This is a genomic window from Streptomyces sp. NPDC004065, from assembly GCF_044903565.1.
GTDB lineage: Bacteria > Actinomycetota > Actinomycetes > Streptomycetales > Streptomycetaceae > Streptomyces.
The window spans coordinates 735172-750492 of record NZ_JBJDQT010000001.1; the positions used below are offsets into that span (position 1 = coordinate 735172).

A 15321-nucleotide genomic window follows, 5' to 3' on the forward strand; every position below is an offset into this window, starting at 1 on the left:
GTCCCCCGCCGGCCCCCCCCCCGCCCCCCCGCGGGGGGGGGGGCGGGCGGGGCGCCCGGGGGGGGGGGGGGGGGCGCCCCGGGGGGGGGGGGGCCCCCCCCCCCCCCCCGCTTCCACGGGCGCCTCAGCGCACGAACACCCCCGCCTGGTTCGCCAGGTCGAGGAAGTACTGCGGGGCCACACCCAGCACCACCGTGACCGCCACTCCCACGCCGATCGCGGTCATGGTCAGCGGCGACGGCACGGCCACCGTCGGCCCGTCCGGACGCGGCTCGCTGAAGAACATCAGCACGATCACCCGGATGTAGAAGAACGCCGCGATCGCCGAGGAGATCACACCGATGACGACCAGGGGCACCGCCCCGCCGTCGGCCGCGGCCTTGAACACGGCGAACTTCCCGGCGAAACCGCTGGTCAGCGGGATCCCCGCGAAGGCCAGCAGGAACACCGCGAACACGGCCGCCACCAGCGGCGAGCGCCGCCCGAGGCCGGCCCACTTGGACAGGTGCGTCGCCTCGCCGCCCGCGTCGCGCACCAGCGTGACCACGGCGAACGCGCCGATCGTCACGAAGGAGTACGCCGCCAGGTAGAACAGCACGGACGAGACGCCGTCCCTGGTGGTCGCGATCACACCGGCGAGGATGAAACCGGCGTGGGCGATCGACGAGTACGCCAGCAGGCGCTTGATGTCGGTCTGGGTGATGGCCACGATCGCGCCGCCCAGCATGGTGACGACGGCGACGGCCCACATGACCGGCCGCCAGTCCCAGCGCATGCCCGGAAGCACCACGTACAGCAGCCGCAGCAGCGCGCCGAACGCGGCCACCTTGGTCGCCGCCGCCATGAACCCGGTGACCGGGGTCGGGGCGCCCTGGTAGACGTCCGGCGTCCACATGTGGAAGGGCACCGCGCCCACCTTGAACAGCAGGCCCATCACGACCATCGCCACACCGACGAGCAGCAGCGCGTCGTTGCCCATGGTGTTGGCGAGGGCGGGGTCGATGTCGGGCACGTTGCCGTCGACGACCTGCGCGATCCTGGCGTACGACACCGAGCCCGCGTACCCGTACAGCAGGGCGATGCCGAACAGGGTGAACGCGGAGGCGAAGGCGCCCAGCAGGAAGTACTTGACCGCGGCCTCCTGCGACATCAGCCGCTTGCGGCGGGCCAGGGCGCACAGCAGGTACAGCGGCAGCGAGAGGACCTCCAGCGCCACGAACAGCGTCAGCAGGTCGTTGGCCGAGGGGAACACCAGCATGCCGGCCACCGCGAAGAGCAGCAGCGGGAAGACCTCGGTGGTGGTGAAACCGGCCTTGACCGCGGCCTTCTCGCCGTCGCTGCCCGGCACCGACGCCGCCTGCGCGGCGAAGGAGTCCACCCGGTTGCCGTGCGCCTCGGGGTCCAGGCGCCGTTCGGCGAAGGTGAACAGGCCGACCAGCGCCGCCAGCAGGATCGTGCCCTGCAGGAACAGCGAGGGGCCGTCCACGGCGATGGCGCCCATGGCCGCGATATGGGCCTTCGTGGTGCCGTAGCCGTCCGCCGCGAGCCCCACGACCGCGGCGAAGGCGGCGCACAGCGCGACGACGGAGACGAACACCTGCGCGTAGTAACGCGACTTGCGCGGCACGAACGCCTCGACGAGCACGCCCATGAGCGCCGCGCCCGCGACGATCAGCGTGGGCGACAACTGCCCGTATTCGATCTTCGGCGCGTCGATCTTCGAGATCGGGTCGGCCGCGGTTGTCCACAGGCTGTGGACGGCTGCTGCGCTCACTTGGCCGCCTCCACCTCGGGCTTGGGGTCGGTCTGGTGTACGTCGGACATGGTCTGCTTGACCGCCGGATTGACGATGTCCGTGACGGGCTTCGGATAGACGCCCAGGAAGATCAGCAGCACGATCAGCGGGGCCACCACGACCAGCTCCCGCACCCGCAGGTCCGGCATGGCCGAGACCTCCGGCTTCACCGGCCCGGTCATCGTCCGCTGGTACAGGACCAGGGTGTAGAGCGCGGCGAGCACGATGCCGAAGGTGGCGATGATCCCGATGGCCGGGTGGCGCGTGAAGGTGCCGACCAGGACCAGGAACTCGCTGACGAAGGGCGCGAGTCCCGGCAGGGACAGCGTCGCGAGACCGCCGATCAGGAAGGTGCCGGCGAGCACCGGGGCGACCTTCTGCACCCCGCCGTAGTCGGCGATGAGCCGGGAGCCGCGCCGGGAGATCAGGAAGCCGGCGACCAGCATCAGCGCGGCCGTCGAGATGCCGTGGTTGACCATGTACAGCGTGGCGCCGGACTGGCCCTGGCTGGTCATCGCGAAGATGCCCATGATGATGAAGCCGAAGTGCGAGATCGACGCGTAGGCGATCAGGCGCTTGATGTCCCGCTGGCCCACCGCGAGCAGCGCCCCGTAGATGATGCCGATCAGGGCGAGGACCAGGATGACCGGGGTGGCCCACTTGCTGGCCTCGGGGAACAGCTGGAGGCAGTAGCGGAGCATCGCGAAGGTGCCCACCTTGTCGACCACCGCCGTGATGAGGACGGCGACCGGGGCGGTCGACTCCTGCATGGCGTTGGGCAGCCAGGTGTGCAGCGGCCACAGTGGCGCCTTCACCGCGAAGGCGAAGAAGAAGCCGAGGAACAGCCAGCGTTCGGTGCTGGTGGCCAAGTGCAGCGAGCCGTCGGCCCGGGCCTGGGCGATCTCGGTGAGGGAGAAGTTCCCGGCGACCACGTACAGGCCGATCACCGCGGCCAGCATGATCAGACCGCCGACCAGGTTGTACAGCAGGAACTTCACCGCCGCGTACGACCGCTGGGTGGAGGCCGCCTCCTCGCCGTGCTCGTGGGCGCGGTCCCCGAAGCCGCCGATGAGGAAGTACATCGGGATCAGCATGGCTTCGAAGAAGATGTAGAAGAGGAAGACGTCCGTGGCCTCGAAGGAGATGATCACCATCGCCTCGACGGCCAGGATCAGCGCGAAGAAGCCCTGCGTCGGCCGCCAGCGGCGGCTTCCCGTCTCCAGCGGGTCGGCGTCGTGCCAGCCCGCGAGGATCACGAACGGGATGAGCAGGGCGGTCAGCGCGATCAGCGCCACCGCGATGCCGTCCACCCCCAGCTCGTAGCGGACGCCGAAGGCAGCGATCCAGGAGTGGGACTCGGTGAGCTGGTAGCGCGCGCCGCCGGGGTCGAAGCGGACCAGGACGGTGCCGGCCAGCGCGAGCGTGGCCAGGGAGACGAGCAGTGCGAGCCACTTGGCGGCGGTGCGCCGGGCGGCCGGCACGGCGGCCGTGGCGACGGCTCCCGCGGCCGGGAGCACCGCCGTCGCTGTCAGCAGGGGAAAGGACATCGGTATCAGACCGCCCTCATCAGCAGGGTCGCGGCGACCAGGAGCGCCGCACCGCCGAACATCGAGACCGCGTACGAGCGCACGAAGCCGTTCTGCAGCCGGCGCATCCGCCCGGACAGGCCGCCCATCGAGGCCGCCGTGCCGTTGACGACCCCGTCGACCAGGGTGTGGTCGACGTAGACCAGGGACCGGGTGAGGTGCTCGCCGCCCCGGACCAGGACCACGTGGTTGAAGTCGTCCTGGAGCAGGTCGCGCCGGGCGGCCCGGGTGAGCAGCGACCCGCGCGGGGCCACGGCCGGGACCGGCCTGCGGCCGTACTGCGCCCAGGCGATGGCGACGCCGACGACCAGGCAGACCATGGTGGCTCCGGTGACCGTCCAGGCGCTGACCGGCGAGTCGCCCTCGCTGTGCCCGGTGACCGGCTCCAGCCAGTGCAGGAAGCGGTCGCCGATGCTGAAGAACGCGCCGCCGAGGACCGACCCGACGGCCAGCACGATCATCGGAATCGTCATGACCTTGGGCGACTCGTGCGGGTGCGGCTCGCCCGTGGCGTGCCCGGTGGCCGCCCCGCCGTGTTCGCCGGCGGCCGGCTCCACGTCGGGCTCGGCCGGGGACGGGGCCGGCCGGTTGCGCCAGCGCTCCTCGCCGAAGAACGTCATCAGCATCACGCGCGTCATGTAGAACGCCGTGATGGCCGCGCCCAGCAGGGCGGTGCCGCCGAGGATCCAGCCCTCGGTGCCGCCCTTGGCGAAGGCCGCCTCGATGATCTTGTCCTTGGAGAAGAAGCCGGACAGGCCCGGGAAGCCGATGATGGCGAGGTAGCCGAGTCCGAAGGTGATGAACGTGACCGGCATGTACTTGCGCAGTCCGCCGTAGCGGCGCATGTCGACCTCGTCGTTCATGCCGTGCATGACCGAGCCGGCGCCGAGGAAGAGGCCGGCCTTGAAGAAGCCGTGCGTCACCAGGTGCATGATCGCGAAGACGTAGCCGATGGGGCCGAGGCCCGCGGCCAGCACCATGTAGCCGATCTGCGACATGGTCGAACCGGCCAGTGCCTTCTTGATGTCGTCCTTCGCGCAACCGACGATCGCACCGAACAGGAGCGTGACCGCGCCGACCACGGTGACGACCAGCTGGGCGTCGGGGGCCGCGTTGAAGACCGCCGCCGAGCGGACGATCAGGTACACACCCGCGGTCACCATGGTCGCGGCGTGGATGAGGGCGGAGACCGGGGTCGGGCCCTCCATGGCGTCACCGAGCCAGGACTGCAGCGGCACCTGGGCGGACTTGCCGCACGCGGCCAGCAGCAGCATCAGGCCGATGGCGGTGAGTTTGCCCTCGGAGGTGGCGCCCGCCTGGGCGAACACCGGCCCGAAGGCGAACGACCCGAACGTCGCGAACATGATCATGATGGCGATCGACAGGCCCATGTCGCCGACCCGGTTGACCAGGAAGGCCTTCTTCGCCGCGGTCGCCGCGCTGGGCTTGTGCTGCCAGAAGCCGATCAGCAGGTAGGAGGCGAGGCCCACGCCCTCCCAGCCGACGTACAGCAGCAGGTAGTTGTCGGCGAGGACGAGCAGCAGCATCGCCGCGAGGAACAGGTTCAGATAGCCGAAGAAGCGGCGGCGGCGCTCGTCGTGCTCCATGTACCCGACCGAGTACAGGTGGATCAGTGAGCCGACGCCGGTGATCAGCAGCACGAACGTCATCGACAGCTGGTCCAGGCGGAAGGCGACGTCCGCCTGGAAGCTCTCCACCGGGATCCAGGTGTACAGGTGCTGGATCATCGTGCGGTGCTCGGCGTTCTTGCCGAGCATGTCGGCGAAGAGGACGAGGCCGATCACGAAGGATGCGGTCGACAGCAGCGTGCCGAGCCAGTGGCCTACGGCGTCGAGGCGCCGGCCGCCGACCAGGAGGACGGCCGCTCCGAGCAGGGGCGCCGCGATCAGCAGCGCAATCAGGTTCTCCACGATTCTTCCGACCCCTTACAGCTTCATCAGGCTGGCGTCGTCGACCGAGGCCGAGTGGCGGGAACGGAACAGCGACACGATGATCGCGAGCCCCACCACGACCTCCGCTGCGGCGACGACCATCGTGAAGAAGGCGATGATCTGGCCGTCGAGGTTGCCGTGCATCCGGGAGAAGGCGACGAACGCGAGGTTGCAGGCGTTCAGCATCAGCTCGATGCACATGAAGAGGACGATGGCGTTGCGCCGGATCAGCACTCCCGTGGCGCCGATCGTGAACAGCAGGGCGGCGAGGTAGAGGTAGTTGACGGGGTTCACTTGGACGCCTCCTCGGGCCGCTGGAAGGTCGCCGGCTCGATCGCGGTGCGCTCCAGCCGCTCCTGGGCGCGCTGCTCCAGGGCCTTCAGGTCGTTCAGCGCCTCGGCCGAGACGTCACGGACCTGGCCGCGCTCGCGCAGCGTCTTGCTGACCGTCAGCTCGGAGGGGGTGCCGTCGGGCAGCAGGCCGGCGATGTCCACCGCGTTGTGCCGGGCGTAGACGCCGGGGGCGGGCAGCGGCGGTACGTACGTGCCCTCGCGCACGCGCTGTTCGGACAGCTCGCGCTGGGTCCTGGCGCGCTCGGTGCGCTCGCGGTGGGTGAGCACCATGGCGCCGACGGCGGCCGTGATGAGCAGGGCGCCGGTGAGCTCGAAGGCGAAGACGTACTTGGTGAAGATCAGTGCTGCCAGGCCCTCGACGTTGCCGCCCGCGTTCGCCCGGCCGATGCCGTTGAAGTCCTTCAGGGAGGCGTTGGCGATCCCGGCGATCAGCAGGACGCCGAAGCCGGCCCCGCACAGAAGGGCCAGCCAGCGCTGGCCCTTGATGGTCTCCTTCAGCGAGTCCGCGGCCGTCACGCCGACCAGCATCACCACGAACAGGAACAGCATCATGATCGCGCCGGTGTAGACGACGATCTGCACGATTCCCAGGAAGTAGGCGCCGTTGGCGAGGTAGAACACCGCGAGGACGATCATGGTGCCGGCCAGGCACAGCGCGCTGTGCACGGCCCGCTTCATGAAGACGGTGCACAGGGCGCCGATCACCGCGACGGTGCCGAGCACCCAGAACTGGAAGGCCTCTCCGGTGGAGGTGGAGTAGGCGGCGAGCTGAGCGGTCATCGGCCGATCACCTTCTCCGACGCCGGCTCGTCCTCGCCGGAGGTGGTGGCGGCCTCCTGCGGCACCTCGCCCTTGGAGCGGGCGACCTGGCGCACCGTGCCGGGCGCGGCCTCGGTCACCAGGCCCCGGTAGTAGTCCTGTTCGTCCGTGCCCGGGTAGATGGCGTGGGGCGTGTCGACCATGCCCTCGTCCAGGCCGGCCAGCAGCTGTTCCTTGGTGTAGATGAGGTTGGCCCGGCTGGAGTCGGCCAGCTCGAACTCGTTGGTCATCGTCAGCGCGCGGGTGGGGCACGCCTCGATGCACAGGCCGCACAGGATGCAGCGGGCGTAGTTGATCTGGTACACGCGGCCGTAGCGCTCGCCCGGCGAGTAGCGCTCCTCGTCGGTGTTGTCGGCGCCCTCCACATAGATGGCGTCGGCGGGGCAGGCCCAGGCGCACAGCTCGCAGCCGACGCACTTCTCCAGGCCGTCCGGATGGCGGTTGAGCTGGTGCCGTCCGTGGAAGCGCGGAGCCGTGGTCTTCTTCTGCTCCGGGTACTGCTCGGTCAGCCGCTTCTTGAACATGGCCTTGAAGGTCACGCCGAAGCCGGCCACGGGGTTCAGGAAACCGGGCTTGGTCTCCTTGGGCTCCTCAGCCATCGGACGCCTCCTTTCCATCCAGAGATCCGTCACTGGCAGTATCGGGTCCGCCACTGACAATCAACTGCCGCTCTCCGCGCGGGCGGCGGCGCGGCACCGGCGGCAGTTCCTGCCCCGGCAGCGGCGGTACGGGGAATCCGCCGGCCATCGGGTCGAAGGCGGCCGGTTCCGGAGCCGCACCCTCCTCCTTCTTCGCCTTCTCCCGGAAGAGGTCGGCGACGAAGGACAGGAGCAGCAGGGCGAGGACGCCGCCGCCGACGTAGAGGGCGACGTCGGCGAAGCCGTAGTTCTCGTTGCGCAGGGTGCGCACGGTCGCGACCAGCATCAGCCAGACGACGGAGACCGGGATGAGCACCTTCCAGCCGAGCTTCATCAGCTGGTCGTAGCGGACCCGCGGGAGCGTGCCGCGCAGCCAGATGAAGAAGAACAGCAGCAGCTGCACCTTGATCGTGAACCAGAGCAGCGGCCACCAGCCGTGGTTGGCGCCCTCCCAGAAGGTGCTGATCGGCCACGGGGCCCGCCAGCCGCCCAGGAACAGCGTGGTCGACACGGCCGAGACGGTCACCATGTTGACGTACTCGGCGAGCATGAACATCGCGAACTTGATCGACGAGTACTCGGTGTTGAAGCCGCCGACCAGGTCGCCCTCGGACTCCGGCATGTCGAACGGGGCGCGGTTGGTCTCGCCCACCATGGTGACGACGTAGAGGATGAAGGAGACCGGCAGCAGCAGGATGTACCAGCGGTCGTGCTGCTGCTCGACGATCGTCGACGTCGACATCGAACCGGAGAAGAGGAACACCGAGGCGAACGCGGCCCCCATGGCGATCTCGTAGGAGATCATCTGTGCGCAGGAGCGCAGGCCGCCCAGCAGCGGGTAGGTGGAGCCGGAGCTCCAGCCCGCCAGCACGATGCCGTAGATGCCGACGGAGGCGACCGCGAGGATGTAGAGCATCGCGATCGGCAGGTCGGTCAGCTGCATCGCGGTGCGGTGGCCGAAGACCGAGATCTCGTTGCCGGCGGGTCCGAAGGGGATCACCGCGATCGCCATGAAGGCCGGGATGGCCGCGACGATCGGCGCGAGGACGTAGACGACCTTGTCCGCGCGCTTGACGACGAGGTCCTCCTTCAGCATCAGCTTCACACCGTCGGCGAGCGACTGGAGCATGCCCCAGGGGCCGTGCCGGTTGGGGCCGATGCGCAGCTGCATCCAGGCGACGACCTTGCGCTCCCAGACGATGGAGAACAGCACGGTCACCATCAGGAAGGCGAAGCAGAACACCGCCTTGACGACGACCAGCCACCAGGGGTCGGTGCCGAACATCGAGAGGTTCTCCGCGGCGTGGTACGTGCTCATGCCTCAACCTCCTCGGGGGCCTCGGTCGCGCGCGGCGCCGGGCCGATGCGGACCAGGGAGCCGGGCAGCGCCCCGGTGTCGGAGGCGACGCCCGCGCCGACGGAGTTCAGCGGCAGCCACACCACCCGGTCGGGCATCTCGGTGATCTCCAGGGGGAGTTCGACGGCTCCGGCCGGGCCGGTCACGGCGACCGTCTCGCCGTCCGCGACACCCGCCTCGGCGGCCGTGGCGGCCGACAGGCGGGCGTGCGCGGCGTGCCGGGTCCCGGCCAGCGCCTCGTCGCCGTCCTGGAGGACGCCCTGGTCGAGCAGCAGCCGGTGCCCGGCGAGCACGGCCTCGCCGGCCGCGGGCCGGGGCAGTACGCCCGCGGTCTCCCGCGGGTCGTCGGCGCGCGGCCCGGTCCAGGCGCCGAGCCGGTCCAGCTCCGCGTGCGCGGTGCGCAGGTCCGGCAGGCCCAGGTGCACGTCCATGGCGTCGGCCAGCATCTGCAGCACCCGCAGATCGGTGGGCGCCACCGGACGGGTCATCTGGTCCGGCTTGAGCGCGGCCTCGAAGAAGCGCACCCTGCCCTCCCAGTTGAGGAAGGTGCCGGCCTTCTCGGCGACGGCGGCCACCGGCAGGACGACGTCCGCGTGCTCGGTGACCTCGCTGGGCCGCAGTTCCAGCGACACCACGAAGCCGGCCTCGGACAGCGCGGCACGCGCGCGTGCCGGGTCGGGCAGGTCGGCCACCTCCACACCGGCGACCAGCAGTGCCTGCAGGTCGCCCGCGGCGGCGGCCTCGACGATCTGGCCGGTGTCACGGCCGTAGCGGTGCGGGAGTCCGGCGACGCCCCACAGGGCGGCGACCTCCTCCCGCGCGCGCGGGTCGGTCGCCGGACGACCGCCCGGCAGCAGCGAGGGCAGCGCCCCGGCCTCGATCGCGCCGCGCTCTCCGGCCCGGCGCGGGATCCACACCAGGTGGGCGCCGGTCGCGGCGGCGGCCCGGGCGGCGGCGCTGAGACCGCCGGCCACCGAGGCCAGCCGCTCGCCGACGACGATCACCGCGCCCTCGGCGCGCAGCGCCTCGGCGGCCCGCGCTCCGCTCTCCACCAGGCCGACGCCGCCGGCCAGCGCGTCCAGCCACTCGTTCTCGGTGCCCGGCGCGGCCGGCAGCAGGGTGCCGCCCGCCTTGGCCAGGCCCCGGGTGGCGTGCGTGGCCAGCGAGAACACCTTCTGACCGTGCTTGCGCCAGGCCTTGCGCAGCCGCAGGAAGACCCCGGGTGCCTCCTCCTCGGACTCGAACCCGACGAGCAGGACGGCGGGCGCCTTCTCCAGCGAGGTGTACGTGACACCCGTGCCGTCGAGGTCCCGGCCGCGCCCGGCGACCCGGGCGGCCAGGAAGTCGGCCTCCTCGCCGCTGTGCACGCGGGCGCGGAAGTCGATGTCGTTGGTGTCGAGGGCGACACGCGCGAACTTGCTGTACGCGTAGGCGTCCTCGACGGTGAGCCGCCCGCCGGTGAGGACGCCGGTCCGGCCGCGCGAGGCGAGCAGCCCCTGGGCGGCGATCTCCAGCGCCTCCGGCCAGGACGCCGTGACCAGCTCGCCCTCCGGGTTGCGTACCAGGGGCGTGGTCAGCCGGTCCTTCTGCTGGGCGTAGCGGAAGGCGAACCGGCCCTTGTCGCAGATCCACTCCTCGTTGACCTCGGGGTCGTTGCCGGCGAGCCGCCGCATGACCTTGCCGCGCCGGTGGTCGGTGCGGGTGGCGCAGCCGCCCGCGCAGTGCTCGCACACCGAGTGCGAGGAGACGAGGTCGAAGGGGCGGGAGCGGAACCGGTACGCCGCCGAGGTGAGCGCGCCGACCGGGCAGATCTGGATGGTGTTGCCGGAGAAGTACGACTCGAACGGGTCGCCCTCGCCGGTGCCCACCTGCTGCAGCGCGCCCCGCTCCAGCAGTTCGATCATCGGGTCGCCGGCGACCTGGTTGGAGAACCGGGTGCAGCGGGCGCACAGCACGCACCGCTCCCGGTCCAGCAGCACCTGGGCCGAGATCGGCACGGGCTTCTCGTACGTCCGCTTCCTGCCGTCGAAGCGGGACTCGGCACTGCCGTGGGACATGCTCTGGTTCTGCAGCGGGCACTCGCCGCCCTTGTCGCACACCGGGCAGTCCAGCGGGTGGTTGATGAGCAGCAGCTCCATCACACCCTTCTGGGCCTTCTCGGCGACCGGCGAGGTGAGCTGGGTCCGCACCACCATCCCGTCGGTGCAGGTGATGGTGCACGACGCCATGGGCTTGCGCTGGCCCTCGACCTCGACGATGCACTGGCGGCAGGCGCCGGCCGGGTCGAGCAGCGGGTGGTCGCAGAACCGGGGGATCTCGATGCCGAGCTGTTCGGCGGCCCGGATGACCAGGGTGCCCTTGGGCACGCTGATCTCGGCGCCGTCGATGGTCAGCGTCACCAGGTCTTCCGGCGGGACCGCCGCCTCTCCCCCGCCGGAGGGAGCGTTGGTGGTCACAGTCATGCGTTCACCTCCGTGCGGTCGGCCCAGGCCGTGGACTTGGCCGGGTCGAAGGGACAGCCCCGGCCCGTGATGTGCTGCTCGTACTCCTCGCGGAAGTACTTCAGGGACGAGAAGATCGGCTGCGCCGAGCCGTCGCCGAGGGCGCAGAAGGACTTGCCGTTGACGTTGTCGGCGATGTCGTACAGCTTGTCGAGGTCGGACATCCGGCCCTTGCCGGCCTCGAGGTCCCGCATCAGCTGCACCATCCAGTAGGTGCCCTCGCGGCACGGGGTGCACTTGCCGCAGGACTCGTGGGCGTAGAACTCGGTCCACCGGGTCACGGCCCGCACCACGCAGGTCGTCTCGTCGAAGCACTGCAGGGCCTTGGTGCCGAGCATGGAGCCGGCGGCGCCCACCCCTTCGTAGTCGAGCGGGACGTCCAGGTGCTCCTCGGTGAACATCGGGGTGGAGGAGCCGCCCGGCGTCCAGAACTTCAGCCGGTGCCCGGGCCGCATCCCGCCGCTGATGTCGAGCAGCTGGCGCAGGGTGATGCCGAGCGGGGCCTCGTACTGGCCGGGGTTCGCGACGTGGCCGCTGAGCGAGTAGAGCGTGAAGCCCGGGGACTTCTCGCTGCCCATCGACCGGAACCATTCCTTGCCGTTGTTCAGGATGGCGGGAACCGACGCGATCGACTCCACGTTGTTCACCACAGTGGGGCACGCGTACAGGCCCGCGACGGCCGGGAAGGGGGGACGCAGCCGGGGCTGGCCGCGGCGGCCCTCGAGCGAGTCCAGCAGCGCGGTCTCCTCGCCGCAGATGTACGCGCCCGCGCCCGCGTGCACGGTGATGTCCAGGTCGAGCCCGCTGCCCAGGACGTTCCTGCCGAGGTAGCCCGCCGCGTAGGCCTCGCGCACGGCGGAGTGCAGCCGCCGCAGCACGGGGACGACCTCGCCGCGCAGATAGATGAAGGCGTGCGAGGACCTGATGGCGTAGCAGGCGATGACGATGCCCTCGATGAGGCTGTGCGGGTTCGCGAACAGCAGCGGGATGTCCTTGCAGGTTCCCGGCTCCGACTCGTCGGCGTTGACGACGAGGTAGTGCGGCTTGCCGTCGCCCTGGGGAATGAACTGCCACTTCATTCCGGTGGGGAAGCCCGCGCCGCCGCGCCCGCGCAGACCGGAGTCCTTGACGTACGCGATGACGTCGTCCGGTGACATGGCGAGGGCCTTGCGCAGTCCCTCGTACCCCTCGTGCCGGCGGTAGACGTCCAGCGTCCAGGACCTGTCCTCGTCCCAGAAGGCCGACAGCACGGGTGCGAGCAGCTTCTCCGGGCTGCTCGCCGTCCCGTCCTCGAAGCCGCCCGGGCGGGCGGTGCCGCCGTTCTCCGGTGCCAAGGTCATGACTCCTCCCCCTCCTCGGCGACGGGCCCGGCCGGGTGGGACGGGTCGGAGGCCGATGTGTCCTGGGGCGCGTCGTGCGAGCTCAGGTGCTTGGTGGCGGACGCGTCCCGCCCGGTGGCGTCGCGGGGCTCGTCGTGCGGGCCGCCCTCCCGCGGGTGGACCACGCGGGCCGGCGCGGTCTCTCCCCTGGCCAGGCGCAGGCCCGCCAGCGAGGCGGGTCCGGCGCTGCCGCCGCCCTCGGTGGCGCCCTCCCGCTCGTCCGGGAAGCCGGCCAGGATGCGGGAGGTCTCCTTGAACGTGCACAGGGGCGCGCCGCGGGTCGGGGACACCGGGCGGCCCGCCCGCAGGTCGTCGACCATCCGCGTCACGCTGCCGGGGGTCTGGTTGTCGAAGAACTCCCAGTTGACCATCACGACCGGCGCGTAGTCGCAGGCCGCGTTGCACTCGATGTGCTCCAGGGTGACCTTGCCGTCGTCGGTGGTGCCGCCGTTGCCGACCCCCAGGTGCTCCTGGAGCGTCTCGAAGATCGCGTCGCCGCCCATCACCGCGCACAGGGTGTTGGTGCACACGCCGACCTGGTAGTCGCCGCCGGGCTTGCGCCGGTACATGGTGTAGAAGGTGGCGACCGCGGCGACCTCGGCCGTCGTCAGGCCGAGCACGTCCGCGCAGAACCGCATCCCGGTGCGCGAGACGTGTCCTTCCTCCGACTGCACCAGGTGCAGCAGCGGCAGCAGGGCGGACCGGGAGTCCGGGTAGCGCGCGATGATCTCGCGCGCGTCCGCCTCCAGGCGGGCGCGGACGTCGTCCGGGTAGTCGGGCGCGGGCAGTTCGGGCATGCCCAGGCTGACGCCGCGCTCCGAGGAAGAGGTGCTCACCGGTCGACGCCTCCCATCACGGGGTCGATGGACGCGACGGCGACGATGACGTCGGCGACCTGGCCGCCCTCGCACATCGCCGCCATGGCCTGCAGGTTGGTGAAGGACGGGTCGCGGAAGTGGACCCGGTAGGGGCGGGTGCCGCTGTCGGACACGGCGTGCACCCCGAGTTCGCCCTTGGGCGACTCGACCGCCGCGTACGCCTGGCCGGGCGGGACCCGGAAGCCCTCGGTGACCAGCTTGAAGTGGTGGATCAGGGCCTCCATGGAGGTGCCCATGATCTTCTTGATGTGGTCCAGGGAGTTGCCCAGGCCGTCCGGGCCGAGGGCGAGCTGGGCGGGCCAGGCGATCTTCTTGTCGGCGACCATGACCGGGCCGGGCTGGAGCCGGTCCAGGCACTGCTCGACGATCCTGAGCGACTGGTGCATCTCCTCCAGGCGGATGAGGAAGCGGCCGTAGGCGTCGCAGGTGTCGGCGGTCGGGATGTCGAAGTCGTAGGTCTCGTATCCGCAGTACGGCTGCGCCTTGCGCAGGTCGTGCGGCAGGCCGGTGGAGCGCAGGATGGGACCGGTGGCGCCCAGAGCCATGCAGCCGGCCAGGTCGAGGTAGCCGATGTCCTGCATACGGGCCTTGAAGATGGGGTTCCCGGTGGCGAGCTTGTCGTACTCCGGGAGGTTCTTCTTCATCTTCTTCACGAACTCGCGGATCTGGTCCACCGCGCCGGGCGGCAGGTCCTGGGCGAGTCCGCCGGGCCGGATGTACGCGTGGTTCATCCGCAGGCCCGTGATGAGCTCGTAGATGTCGAGAATCATTTCACGATCGCGGAATCCGTAGATCATGATCGTGGTGGCGCCGAGCTCCATGCCGCCGGTGGCGATGCACACCAGGTGGGAGGAGAGCCGGTTCAGCTCCATCAGGAGCACCCGGATGATCGTGGCGCGGTCGGGGACCTGGTCCTCGATGCCGAGCAGCTTCTCGACGGCGAGACAGTAGGCGGTCTCGTTGAAGAAGGACGTCAGGTAGTCCATGCGCGTCACGAACGTGGTGCCCTGCGTCCACGTCCGGTACTCGAGGTTCTTCTCGATGCCGGTGTGGAGGTAGCCGATGCCGCAGCGCGCCTCGGTGACGGTCTCCCCGTCGATTTCCAGGATCAGGCGGAGCACCCCGTGGGTGGAGGGGTGCTGCGGACCCATGTTGACGACGATGCGCTCGTCGTCGGCGCGGGCCGCGGACTGGACGACCTCGTCCCAGTCGCCACCGGTGACCGTATATACGGTGCCCTCGGTGGTCTCGCGGCCGGAGGCGGCCGACGCGGCGGATGCTGACTGCGTGCTCACGAGTACGACCTCCGCTGGTCCGGAGCCGGGATCTGGGCGCCCTTGTACTCGACGGGGATGCCGCCGAGGGGGTAGTCCTTGCGCTGCGGATGGCCCTGCCAGTCGTCCGGCATCATGATCCGGGTCAGGGCCGGGTGACCGTCGAAGACGATCCCGAAGAAGTCGTAGGTCTCGCGCTCGTGCCAGTCGTTGGTCGGGTAGACCGGGATCAGTGACGGCACGTGCGGGTCGCTGTCGGGGGCGCTCACCTCGAGGCGGATCAGCCGGTTGTGGGTGATCGAGCGCAGGTGGTAGACGGCGTGCAGCTCGCGGCCCTTGTCGTGCGGGTAGTGGACGCCGCTGACGCCGGTGCACAGCTCGAAGCGCAGCGCGGGGTCGTCGCGCAGGGTGCGGGCCACACGGACCAGGTGCTCGCGCTCGATGTGGAAGGTGAGCTCGCCGCGGTCGACGACCGTCTTCTCGATGGCGTTGTCCGGGAGCAGCCCCTGCTCCTCCAGCGCGCCCTCGAGTTCGTCGGCGACCTCGTCGAACCACCCGCCGTAGGGCCTGCTCGCCGGTCCCGGGAGCCGGACCGAGCGGACCAGGCCGCCGTAGCCGGAGGTGTCGCCGCCGTTGTTGGCGCCGAACATGCCGCGCTGGACGCGGATCTCCTCGCCGCCCTGACCGCGCTGCCCCGGCAGGTTCTCCGCGGAGAGGTCCTTCTCGGGGTTCACGCCGTTGGTCCCGTTGACCCCGTTGGTCCCGTTCCCGCCGGCGGCACCCTTGCCG

The 15321-nt window shown here is 70.6% G+C and carries 12 protein-coding genes; all 12 read right to left on the reverse strand.

Going from position 1 to position 15321, the window contains the following annotated elements; genetic code table 11:
- Positions 1-124 precede the first annotated feature (124 nt).
- From nuoN to ACI2LW_RS03365, 12 genes are read right to left on the reverse strand one after another with little or no spacing between them, the layout of a single operon-like run.
- Positions 125-1774 (reverse strand): NADH-quinone oxidoreductase subunit NuoN, encoded by a 1650-nt coding sequence (gene nuoN, locus ACI2LW_RS03310; RefSeq protein ID WP_404729371.1) that lies wholly within the window; start codon positions 1772-1774, stop codon positions 125-127.
- Positions 1771-3342: an NADH-quinone oxidoreductase subunit M gene (locus ACI2LW_RS03315; protein WP_404729372.1), complete on the reverse strand. Its 1572-nt coding sequence runs from the start codon at positions 3340-3342 to the stop codon at positions 1771-1773. Before ACI2LW_RS03315 ends, nuoN begins: the two co-directional genes overlap by 4 nt.
- Positions 3343-3347: 5 nt before the next feature.
- The gene (nuoL, locus tag ACI2LW_RS03320) at positions 3348-5312 is read right to left on the reverse strand and encodes an NADH-quinone oxidoreductase subunit L (protein ID WP_404729373.1); all 1965 of its coding nucleotides are present in this window, start codon (positions 5310-5312) and stop codon (positions 3348-3350) included.
- 15 nt (positions 5313-5327) lie between these two features.
- Positions 5328-5627 carry an NADH-quinone oxidoreductase subunit NuoK gene (gene nuoK, locus ACI2LW_RS03325; RefSeq protein ID WP_053760538.1) on the reverse strand — a complete coding sequence of 100 codons (300 nt, stop codon included), beginning with the start codon at positions 5625-5627 and terminating at the stop codon, positions 5328-5330.
- Positions 5624-6466, reverse strand: coding sequence for an NADH-quinone oxidoreductase subunit J (locus tag ACI2LW_RS03330; RefSeq protein WP_404729374.1), 843 nt, complete (start codon positions 6464-6466; stop codon positions 5624-5626). The genes nuoK and ACI2LW_RS03330 overlap by 4 nt, the downstream gene beginning before the upstream one ends.
- Positions 6463-7104 (reverse strand): NADH-quinone oxidoreductase subunit NuoI, encoded by a 642-nt coding sequence (gene nuoI, locus ACI2LW_RS03335; RefSeq protein ID WP_404729375.1) that lies wholly within the window; start codon positions 7102-7104, stop codon positions 6463-6465. The genes ACI2LW_RS03330 and nuoI overlap by 4 nt, the downstream gene beginning before the upstream one ends.
- Positions 7097-8461, reverse strand: a complete 1365-nt coding sequence (nuoH, locus tag ACI2LW_RS03340; RefSeq protein WP_404729376.1) for an NADH-quinone oxidoreductase subunit NuoH — start codon at positions 8459-8461, stop codon at positions 7097-7099. Before nuoH ends, nuoI begins: the two co-directional genes overlap by 8 nt.
- On the reverse strand, positions 8458-10962 hold the full coding sequence (locus ACI2LW_RS03345) for an NADH-quinone oxidoreductase subunit G (protein ID WP_404729377.1): 2505 nt from the start codon (positions 10960-10962) through the stop codon (positions 8458-8460). Before ACI2LW_RS03345 ends, nuoH begins: the two co-directional genes overlap by 4 nt.
- Positions 10959-12341, reverse strand: a complete 1383-nt coding sequence (gene nuoF, locus ACI2LW_RS03350; RefSeq protein WP_404729378.1) for an NADH-quinone oxidoreductase subunit NuoF — start codon at positions 12339-12341, stop codon at positions 10959-10961. Before nuoF ends, ACI2LW_RS03345 begins: the two co-directional genes overlap by 4 nt.
- Positions 12338-13216 (reverse strand): NADH-quinone oxidoreductase subunit NuoE, encoded by an 879-nt coding sequence (gene nuoE, locus ACI2LW_RS03355; RefSeq protein ID WP_404729379.1) that lies wholly within the window; start codon positions 13214-13216, stop codon positions 12338-12340. The genes nuoF and nuoE overlap by 4 nt, the downstream gene beginning before the upstream one ends.
- The gene (locus ACI2LW_RS03360) at positions 13213-14553 is read right to left on the reverse strand and encodes an NADH-quinone oxidoreductase subunit D (protein WP_404729380.1); all 1341 of its coding nucleotides are present in this window, start codon (positions 14551-14553) and stop codon (positions 13213-13215) included. Before ACI2LW_RS03360 ends, nuoE begins: the two co-directional genes overlap by 4 nt.
- Positions 14550-15266, reverse strand: a complete 717-nt coding sequence (locus tag ACI2LW_RS03365; protein ID WP_404729524.1) for an NADH-quinone oxidoreductase subunit C — start codon at positions 15264-15266, stop codon at positions 14550-14552. The genes ACI2LW_RS03360 and ACI2LW_RS03365 overlap by 4 nt, the downstream gene beginning before the upstream one ends.
- Positions 15267-15321: the final 55 nt, after the last annotated feature.